The 9,712-nt window shown below is 61.5% G+C and carries 11 protein-coding genes; 10 read left to right on the top strand and 1 reads right to left on the bottom strand.

The features are described from left to right. Positions 1-362: 362 nt before the first annotated feature. From PVW46_RS20780 to PVW46_RS20755, 6 genes are all read left to right on the top strand, one after another. Positions 363-983, top strand: a complete 621-nt coding sequence (locus tag PVW46_RS20780) for a lysozyme inhibitor LprI family protein (RefSeq protein WP_069210333.1) — start codon at positions 363-365, stop codon at positions 981-983. A gap of 63 nt (positions 984-1,046) precedes the next feature. Continuing rightward, positions 1,047-1,703 (top strand): hypothetical protein, encoded by a 657-nt coding sequence (locus PVW46_RS20775; protein WP_133066195.1) that lies wholly within the window; start codon positions 1,047-1,049, stop codon positions 1,701-1,703. A 226-nt stretch (positions 1,704-1,929) separates the two neighbouring features. Next, positions 1,930-3,159: a beta-ketoacyl-ACP synthase I gene (gene fabB, locus PVW46_RS20770; protein WP_069210332.1), complete on the top strand. Its 1,230-nt coding sequence runs from the start codon at positions 1,930-1,932 to the stop codon at positions 3,157-3,159. A 19-nt stretch (positions 3,160-3,178) separates the two neighbouring features. Continuing rightward, positions 3,179-3,967: an enoyl-ACP reductase FabI gene (locus tag PVW46_RS20765; protein WP_069210331.1), complete on the top strand. Its 789-nt coding sequence runs from the start codon at positions 3,179-3,181 to the stop codon at positions 3,965-3,967. 6 nt (positions 3,968-3,973) lie between these two features. After that, positions 3,974-4,300, top strand: a complete 327-nt coding sequence (locus PVW46_RS20760; protein WP_139132358.1) for a hypothetical protein — start codon at positions 3,974-3,976, stop codon at positions 4,298-4,300. Between the two features lie 56 nt (positions 4,301-4,356). Continuing rightward, entirely contained in the window at positions 4,357-5,031 is a 675-nt protein-coding gene (locus PVW46_RS20755) for an FAD-binding oxidoreductase (RefSeq protein WP_069210329.1), read from the top strand. Positions 5,032-5,076: 45 nt separating this feature from the next. On the opposite strand, the gene PVW46_RS20750 is transcribed toward PVW46_RS20755, so the two are convergent. Then, positions 5,077-5,946 carry a hypothetical protein gene (locus PVW46_RS20750; RefSeq protein ID WP_069210328.1) on the bottom strand — a complete coding sequence of 290 codons (870 nt, stop codon included), beginning with the start codon at positions 5,944-5,946 and terminating at the stop codon, positions 5,077-5,079. A gap of 114 nt (positions 5,947-6,060) precedes the next feature. On the opposite strand from PVW46_RS20750, the gene miaB reads away from it, so the two are divergent. The 4 genes from miaB (at position 6,061) to PVW46_RS20730 (ending at position 9,673) form a co-directional block, all read left to right on the top strand. Continuing rightward, positions 6,061-7,371 carry a tRNA (N6-isopentenyl adenosine(37)-C2)-methylthiotransferase MiaB gene (gene miaB, locus PVW46_RS20745; protein ID WP_069210327.1) on the top strand — a complete coding sequence of 437 codons (1,311 nt, stop codon included), beginning with the start codon at positions 6,061-6,063 and terminating at the stop codon, positions 7,369-7,371. 219 nt (positions 7,372-7,590) lie between these two features. After that, positions 7,591-8,187 (top strand): OmpA family protein, encoded by a 597-nt coding sequence (locus tag PVW46_RS20740; protein ID WP_229754958.1) that lies wholly within the window; start codon positions 7,591-7,593, stop codon positions 8,185-8,187. A gap of 19 nt (positions 8,188-8,206) precedes the next feature. Further along, positions 8,207-8,515, top strand: coding sequence for a hypothetical protein (locus PVW46_RS20735; RefSeq protein ID WP_043144967.1), 309 nt, complete (start codon positions 8,207-8,209; stop codon positions 8,513-8,515). Between the two features lie 189 nt (positions 8,516-8,704). Then, positions 8,705-9,673, top strand: coding sequence for a PhoH family protein (locus tag PVW46_RS20730; protein WP_043145040.1), 969 nt, complete (start codon positions 8,705-8,707; stop codon positions 9,671-9,673). Positions 9,674-9,712: the final 39 nt, after the last annotated feature.

The raw sequence follows: 9,712 nt of genomic DNA, 5'->3' as shown, positions 1-9,712 counted from the left end.
TCGATTCCAGCATTTTGTACAAAGCGGTAGGGGTTCGTTAAGACCCCTGTTCCGGCGTGCCTTGCGGGTGGGTTTGAGCGACCGGTGTGGGGTGCTTGCTTGGGAGCGGCGGCGGTGGGAACTCCGCCCTACGAGTGTGCCGATATTACGCCCGTCCCAGGGCCGTGTCGTTGGGTCAGAGCGCAAGCCGCGGCATTGACGGACCGCCGTATTGCGATCCGATGCGAGGAGCCCCTTGGTTTATGGTGACTATGTCTGAAGAAGGTCGACACGGGAAGCCGTAGGTGCTTGGCTCCACATTGATGGTGCCTCGATCAAGGAAACCCCTAAGCTTCACGTACGGACACATTGAAGGCTTTCATATGGAAATTACGTATATCTTAACATTCTTTGGTGGCGTTGCCGCTGACATTGCGCGGAAGGTGCTTATTCCTCAAACGGAAGAATGGCTCGAAAGGGTTGTACCTTTCAAGCGTAGGGCGCGTAACGTTGAACGGAACCTTCTGAGACTTGAAGTCCGAGAAAAGCTTGAGAAGCTGGGGCATGATCCGGCTTTGGCGCGCTACGTCGAAGAGGATGCAGAGGAATTTTGGCGGAGACTGGATCAGCGTCAGGAAGCTCAACGCGAGGCACTAGTAGAGCTTCAAACAGATCGTGTTCTGTCCGAGGCTGCGACGCAAGCAGAAATGAACCAAAACGCATTTGATCGACTTCAGGAGGCGGATACGAACCTCGCGAAGGCAATCGAGCGTCTCAAGAGAAAAGCTGGCTTGTCGGAAAATGCCTTGGTTGCTTTGGATGAGTCTCAAAGTGCTTGGGAAGCATACCGTTGCGCTCAATCAAGGTTTGATGCACTGGCGCTTGTCGAAGGAGGGAGCATGGAGCCGATGCTTCAAGCAAGCCATGCAGAAGACTTGACTATTGATCGTATCTTGAAAATCGCCGCGTTGAGGAAGGGAATGACGCACTACGATTACGGATAGCGTTTATTGTAACCTTCGTATTTGGCAAAAAATTGTAGGTAGCGCTATTTATGACGACGTTACATGAGAAAAACTTGGAGCGGAACAGTGGCGGAAGAAAATTGCTGGGCGTGCCTTTCGCCCCTGAAAAAGCATCAGAGAGTTTGTTTAAATTGTAACTCTTGGCAGGGTTGGAGGGGCTGGGTCGGTATTTCAAATACGACAGTCGCCCTACTAATCGCATTGCTATCTGTTGTGGCACTGATTGGTGAGAAGCTGTTAGCGTTGCATGATGAATATTACCCGAATCTGGAGGTTCACATTTCGGGGTATTTCGATTCTGAGAGCCGAGTAATCACATTGAATATTTATAATTTTGGAGAAAAGCCTGCAAACTTTGGCTCAAACCTTCGATGTACTTTCGGCTTGAAAGATGCGATGGGCCATTCAAAAAACAACGAGGGTGTTGAGGTGGAATTTTGGTCTACTTCTGCCAGAATCGTCTCTCCTGAAAGCGCGCTTCAAATCGAGTTTACTCCGCAGGTGCTTGCATTTGACCCAATGCATGAGCAGGTTCTCTGTTTCGGCGCATTGAACTACTTTGACAGAACAACTTTAGTCGAGCCTTTCTTCTTGACGATTGTTCCGAACTCAGAACATATTTGGTGGCCGATTGAAGGGTTTTCTACAACAAATGAGCTCATTGAGGCATTGTATCCTAAGAAAGTGACATTTCAATAGTATTGGATCGTTGGGGTGGGCTTTAATGACCGGTGCGGTGTTGCGCCTTTGAATAGTGGGCCTGACTATGCAAGCTCTGCTTTCTGCGGGTCGCTGACGTTCACTCTTGTCGTAGCGATCCTGCACTTTCGCTTTCGCCAAACGGGCCAACGTACAGCCCCCTCCCTCCTTGCGCCTCCCCCCGCATCTGACCTACTAAGACCCTGACACATCAGGAGGAGGCTCCATGCGCCGCGTCGTCGTCACCGGGCTCGGGATCGTCTCGAGCATCGGCAACACTGCCGAAGAGGTCCTTGCCTCGCTCAAGGCGGGCCGTTCGGGCATCACTGCCAACGAGCAGATGAAGGAACACGGGTTCCGCAGCCAGATCGCCGGGGCCATCGACCTGGATGTTTCCCAGCACATCGACAAGCGGACGCTGCGCTTTATGGGGCCGGGGGCGGCCTATGCCCATATCGCGATGGGGCAGGCGATAGCGGATGCGGGCCTTGAGGAAAGCGATATCGTCAACCCGCGCACCGGCCTCGTGGCGGGCTCTGGCGGGCCGTCGACCAGCGCGATGCTGACGGCGCATGAGACGGTGCTGAAAACCGGCGCGACCAAGCGGGTCGGGCCTTTCGCGGTGCCGAAATGCATGTGCTCGACGGTGAGCGCGAACCTCTCGACCGCCTACAAGATCAAGGGCATCAACTATTCGATCACCTCGGCCTGCTCGACAAGCTTGCATTGTATCGGCAACGCGGCAGAGCAGATCATGCTGGGCAAGCAGGACGTGATGTTCGCGGGCGGCGGCGAGGAGCTGGACTGGACGCTGAGCTGCCTCTTCGACGCGATGGGTGCCATGTCGTCGAAGTTCAACGACACGCCGGAGAAGGCGAGCCGGGCCTTCGACAAGGACCGGGACGGGTTCGTGATCTCGGGCGGTGGCGGCATCCTCGTGCTGGAGGAGCTGGAGCACGCCAAGGCCCGGGGCGCCAAGATTTACGCGGAAGTCACCGGCTACGGCGCGACGAGCGACGGGGTGGACATGGTGGCCCCCTCGGGCGAAGGCGGCGAGCGGGCGATGCGGATCGCGCTGTCCACCCTGCCGGAGGGCCGCAAGGTCAGCTACATCAACGCGCATGGCACCTCGACCCCCGTGGGCGACGTGGGCGAGATCGAGGCGGTGCGGCGCGTCTTTGGCGAAGGGACGACCCCGCCGGTGTCGTCGACCAAGTCGATGACCGGCCACAGCCAGGGCGCGACCGGTGCGCAGGAGGCGATCTACTGCCTGCTGGCGCTGCAACATGATTTCATCATTCCGTCCATCAACGTCGAGACGCTGGACCCGGCGTTGAAACCCGCCGAGATCGCCACGGGGCTGGTGGAGAACGCGGGGCTCGACTCGGTGATGACGAATTCCTTTGGCTTTGGCGGCACCAACGGTTCGATGGTGCTGTCGCGATTTAATGACTGATATGCGCGGATAGAGTGGGATGACCATTAGTCTCGAAGGCAAGCGTGGGCTTGTCATGGGCGTTGCGAACGATCGTTCCATCGCCTGGGGAATTGCCAAGGCCTGTGCCGAGGCGGGGGCGGAACTGGCCTTTACCTACCAGGGGGAGGCGTTCGGCAAGCGGCTGGAGCCGCTGGCGCAGAGCGTCGGGTCGGATTTCATGGTCGACGTGGACGTGACCGACGATGCCTCGCTGGACGCGGCCTTTGACGCGCTGGGGCAGCGCTGGGACCGGGTGGATTTCCTTGTCCACGCGATTGCCTATTCGGACAAGACGGAACTGGCGGGGCGGTTCCTGAACACCTCGCGCGCCAACTTCAAGAATTCGATGGATATTTCCGTCTATTCCTTCATCGAGGTGGCGCGGCGGGTGCATCCGCTGATGACGGAGGGCGGTACGATGCTGACGCTGACCTACCTGGGCAGCCAGCGCGTCGTGCCGAATTACAACGTCATGGGCGTGGCCAAGGCGGCGTTGGAATCGACCACGCGCTACCTGGCGAACGACCTGGGGCCGGAGGGCATCCGGGTGAACGCGATTTCCCCCGGACCGATGAAGACGCTGGCGGGCGCGGCCATCGGCGGCGCGCGGCGGACCTACAAGCACACGGGCATGAACGCCCCCCTGCGGTCGAACGCGACGCTGGAGGCGGTGGGCGGCACGGCGGTCTGGCTGATTTCGGATGCGGGCGCCTATACAACGGGCGAGATCATCATGGTGGACGGCGGCTATCACACGATCGGGATGCCGCAGCTGGAAAACCTGTAAGGGGCGATGATGTTGCGTTTTGTCTTGATCCTTGGGACGCTGCTCGCCTTGGGTGGCTGCATGGAAGGCGCGACGGCCGTCGGCGGCAGCACGGGCGGCGGGCAGGGCCCCGAGGCGCGCAAGCTGTCCAGCGGCATGTCCCCGGCACAGGCCGAGGGTGTCTTTGGTCTCGATGCGGGATACGAGCGCAACCCGGCGAACTGGGACGAGGCCTGCATCAGCTATGCCTATGATGGCGGTACGCGCTACGTCCACGCGGTCTATCGAAATGACCGGCTGGTGCGCGCGACGGACGGGCACGGCGCGATCTGCACCTACGGCGCCGCGCTGTAATCCCCGGAACCCGGCGCCGGATCGGGCGTTGACCCTCCAAGAGATTGGAGGTTTCCATGACTTACAAGATCGAACTGCAAAGCGTTGACCGGCTGACCCATGACGTGCGTCGCCTGACCTTTGAAAAGCCCGCGGGCTATGACTACGCGCCCGGACAGGCCACGGATTTCGCGCTCGACCGTGATGGCTGGCGCGAGGAGCAGCGGCCCTTTACCTTTACCAGCCTGCCCGACGAGGAGCGGCTGGAATTTGTCATCAAGTCCTACCCGGAACATGACGGCGTGACCGAGCAGATCGCCGATTTGCAGCCGGGGGAAAACGTGCTGATCGGAGACCCCTGGGGCGCGATCGAGGACAAGGGTGACGGCGTCTTTATCGCCGGGGGCGCGGGCGTGACGCCCTTCATTTCCATCCTGCGCAAGAAGCTGGCCGAGAAGGGCACGCTGGAGGGCAACACGCTGCTGTTTTCCAACCAGTGCGAGCGGGACATCGTGATGCGCAACACCTTCGAGGCCATGCCGGGCCTGCGCTGTCACTGGACCGTGACGGAGGAAAAGGGCAGCCCGTTGGCGCGCGGCATGATCGACGCCGGGATGCTGGACGACTTTGTCGATCCGGACCGGGACGTCTGCTATGTCTGCGGTCCCGACGCGATGGTCGAGGCGATGCCGGAGGAGCTGAAGAAAATCGGCGTTCCCGAAGACCGGATCGTGACCGAGGATTTCGGCTGATCCGCGTGCCTGTGGCGGGGTGACCCCCGCCCTACGCAGGGGGCGTCAGAACCATTGCCCCGGCTCCATCAGGCCGAGATCCAGCAATTGCCGCGAGTGCCACTCGAACGGGGTGGAATTGTGCCAGCGGAAGCTGCGGATGTTGAAGGTGGAGCCGGGGTTGCGTTTCAGCGCCTTGGCGGTGCGGAAACTGACGATGGCGGCGGTCAGGTTGTTGTGCCAGGGGCAGGCGTAGGTGTTGTATTCCTCGTCGGAAAAGGTGTGATCGTCGCGCAGGGTCAGTCCCGGCTTGGCGCGGAAGATGCCGATGCGGTCGATCTTGCGCCGGGTTTCGGGGACGTGTTCCTCGAACCGCCAGCGCAGCCCCCCGAAGAAATCCAGTTGCCGTTCCTTGGGGTGGTTGTGGTGTGTCGGATCGGGCCGGGCCAGCGCGTAATAGCCCGACCGGTCCAGCCAGGCGTCATCCAGCGACACTGCATCCGGGTGCCGATTGAGATCACCGGCGTAGAGATCGACGACATAGGTCAGCATGGCGTCGCGCCGTTCCTCGGTGTGGAAGGCCAGCATCTCTCCGACCGTGCGGTTTTCCGAGAAGGGAAAGAACAGGTATTCGGCATTGTAGCAGTAATAGAGCCATTGGCCCGCGGCCCGGGGCATCAGGCGGTTGACCGCCGCCTGCAGGGCGCCGTCCCTGCGCATGTCATGGGCGACGTGATGGACCTTGCCGCGCAGATCATCGGGCACGGCAAGCTCGGCCTCGCCGAAGAGGACCACGCTGCGGAAACCGCAATGCCGGTGATGGCGCAGGGTGGTGTCCAGTTCGGTCCCGTCCTCGGCAAAGATCAGCGCGATCGGCCCGCGTTGCAGCGCCTCGGTGCCGCGGGACAGGAAGTGATCTATGTCCGTGTAAAACATGTTCGGCCTCTGGCGGGGCTTTTGCGGCAGAATCGGTGAAAATCTGGTGCATTGCAAGATGGGGGGATTCTGCGGTATCCGCAGCCCTCGTACCCGAGAGCAGGAGCGCGCGCGATGGCCCCGAAGAAGCTTTATATCAAGACCTACGGCTGCCAGATGAATGTCTATGACAGCGAGCGCATGGCCGAGGCGATGGGCGGCGAGGGCTATGAGACCACCGAACGCCCCGAAGACGCGGACATGATCCTGCTGAACACCTGCCACATCCGCGAGAAGGCGGCGGAGAAGGTTTACAGCGAACTGGGCCGCTACAAGGGGCTGAAGGCCGCGCGCCCGGACCTGAAGATCGGCGTGGCGGGCTGCGTCGCCCAGGCCGAGGGCGAAGAGATCATGCGCCGCCAGCCGATGGTGGACCTGGTGGTGGGGCCGCAAAGCTATCACCGCCTGCCCGAGATGGAGGCCAAGGTGCGCTCCGGCGGCAAGGCGCTGGACACGGATTTCCCCGAGGAGGACAAGTTTGACCACCTCAAGGGGCGGCCCAAGGCGAAACGCGGGCCGACCGCCTTCCTGACCGTGCAGGAGGGCTGTGACAAGTTCTGTGCCTTTTGCGTGGTGCCCTATACCCGTGGCGCGGAGGTGTCGCGCCCCGCGGAGCGCGTGCTGACCGAGGCGCGCGACCTGGTGGAGCGCGGCGTGCGCGAGATCACCCTGCTGGGCCAGAACGTGAATGCCTACCATGGCCATGACGGCGGGCTGGCCGGGCTGATCCATGCCCTGGCCGAGGTCGATGGGCTGGAGCGTATCCGGTTCACCACCTCGCACCCGAACGACATGGACGAGGCGCTGATCGAGGCGCATGGGACCTGCGACAAGCTGATGCCCTACCTGCACCTGCCGGTGCAGGCGGGCAGCGACAAGATCCTGAAGCGGATGAACCGCCAGCACACGGCGGAGCAATATCTGCGGTTGATCGAACGGCTGCGCGCGGCGCGGCCGGACCTGCACCTGTCGGGCGATTTCATCGTCGGCTTCCCCGAAGAGACCGAGGCCGATTTCCAGGCCACGCTGGACCTGATCGAAGCGGTGGAATACGGCAGCGCGTTTTCCTTCAAGTACTCCGAACGGCCCGGCACCCCGGCCGCGGAACGGCCCCAGGTGCCCGAGGACGAAAAGGACGACCGGTTGCAGCGGCTGCAGGCCCTGCTGACCAAACAGCAGCGCAGCCTGCAGGACGCGATGGTCGGCCGGGACGTGCACGTGCTGTTCGAAAAGCCCGGACGGCTGCCCGGCCAGATGGTCGGCAAGTCGGAATACCTGCACGCGGTCCATGTCGAGACCAGCGGCATCCTGCCGGGCGACCTGGCGCGAATCCGAATCGAATCCAGCGGGCCCAATTCTCTCAAAGGGGTGATGCACCCGCTCTAGAGCTGCCTCCGAACCCGTTGTTTCAAAAAAAAGGTTCGGATTATCCACAGTAAAATAAGGTGGTTGCGGGAACTGTTTCCGATTTTGGGACAGTATGCATAGCTTTTCTCTTCACAGGGAAGGCAACTTTGCTAATGTGTTGATTATAGTAAATTTGCCTGCGCACGCTGCCAAACCGAGCGCAGGCATCAGGGGAAACTATAACCAAGGGACCAGGCTGTGGCGTATCGCATTACCAAGGCCATCGGCGCGATGGCGCTTGCGGCTCTCGCTGGTCTGTCGGCCGCCGCGCCGGCAGTCGCCGAGGACGCAGAGAAGACACCTTTCATTTCCACGCAGAACACCCGCACCATCAAGGGTGAACAGTATATCCCGGGCATCTGGGTCGATCCGGACGGTTGCGAACACTGGGTGATGGACGACGGTGTCGAAGGCTACATGAGCCCCCACGTCACCCGCAAGGGCATCCCGGTCTGCCGCCGTGCCAACACCTGCGGCGTGATGAACACCGACCAGTTCTTTGCCACCGACAGCTACAGGATCTCCAAGCACGGGCAGGCCCGCATCGCGGAATTCTTCCGCAGCGCCTCTGCCGTGGGCTACGTGATCGCAGGCCACACCGACAGTCGCGCCTCGGATGAGTACAACATCAAGTTGAGCTACAACCGCGCGCTGGCCGTGGCCAAGGTTGCCCGCTCCGTCGGGGCCAACATCACCGACGTGCGCGGCTATGGCGAACGCATGCCCGTGGCCTCCAACAAGACCGCACAGGGCATGGCCAAGAACCGCCGTGTCGAAATTCTCTGCTTCCGGTAATCCAGAGGGGACCAGGATTATGAACTTCGTGAAACCGATCCTTCTGGTTGTCGCTGCCGTCGGCCTCGCCGCCTGCGACCCGGTCGGCCCGGACAAGAGCCGCGACCGCCAGTCCATCGACCGTGACGACCTGACCGGCATGAAGGCCGGCATCTGGGTGGATCCGAACGGTTGCGACCACTGGATCATCGACGACGGCGTCGAGGGCTATCTCTCGCAGCGCCTGGACAAGTACGGCAAGCCGGTCTGCTCGGGCATCGCGCCTCCGACCATTGCCACGGGCGACTTCAAGGGTGGCTCGACCTCGGTCATCGGCGACCCGCTGTAATCTCGACCCTGACAGGCACGCAGGGCAACAATGGGCCGCGCGGCATCTGCCGCGCGGTCTGTTTTTGTGGCACTTGAATGACATTCCGCCCAAGGCCGCGACCGAGACTTGCGCCATCGCGCCGCCGGGTGCACCATATCTAGCAGAAACATGCGTCCGGATTCGGACGGCCCTGTGCAGGAGACGGGTTTGACAGCGGGCACCTTGACCGAAGCCATCGTTGAATTTCCAGACAATCGACTGCTGATCGATCTTTGTGGAGAGTTCGATCGCAACCTGACCGACATCGAGGCCCGCACCGGGGTGCAGATCCTGCGCCGCGGCAACCAGCTGGCCATTCACGGCCCCGAGGACGCGGTGCCCGAGGCGGCCGAGGTTCTGCGCCTGCTCTACGAACGGCTGGAACAGGGCCGCGAGGTGGACCGCGGCGACATCGACCGCGCCTTTCGCATGGAAGACGACGAGCCTGACGAACAGCTGGAGATGTTCAGCGGCGGCAAGGTCGAGATCAAGACCCGCAAGAAGCTGATCGAACCGCGCACCGACGCACAAAAAGCCTACGTGCAGTCGCTTTACGCCAATGAAATGGCCTTTGGCATCGGTCCGGCGGGCACCGGCAAGACCTACCTGGCGGTGGCGGTGGGCGTGAACATGCTGATCACCGGCGAGGTCGACAAGATCATCCTATGCCGCCCGGCCGTCGAGGCGGGCGAACGGCTTGGCTTTCTGCCCGGGACGCAGGAGGAAAAGGTCGACCCCTACATGCAGCCTTTGATGGATGCGCTGAACGATTTCCTGCCAGGCAAGCAGCTTGCCAAGATGCGCGAGGAAAAGTCGGTCGAGATCGCGCCGCTGGCCTTCATGCGCGGGCGCACGCTGTCGAATGCCTTTGTCGTGCTGGACGAGGCGCAGAACGCGACCACAATGCAGATGAAGATGTTCCTGACCCGCCTGGGCGAAGGTTCGCGCATGGTGATCACCGGGGACCGGACGCAGATCGACCTGCCGCGCGGCGTGCCATCGGGGCTGGCCGACGCGGAACGCCTGCTGAACCATGTCCCCGGCATCTCGTTCAACTATTTCACCGGCAAGGACGTGGTGCGCCATCCGCTTGTCGCGGCCATCATCGAGGCCTATGAGGCGGACGCGGAGGGCTGAGACCCCGCCTCCTGCTTCTTTGGTTTGAAAAATACCTCG

Source organism: Mameliella sp. AT18, from assembly GCF_028807275.1.
Classification (GTDB): Bacteria; Pseudomonadota; Alphaproteobacteria; order Rhodobacterales; family Rhodobacteraceae; genus Antarctobacter; species Antarctobacter albus.
This window is presented reverse-complemented; position numbering and strand designations above follow the sequence as displayed.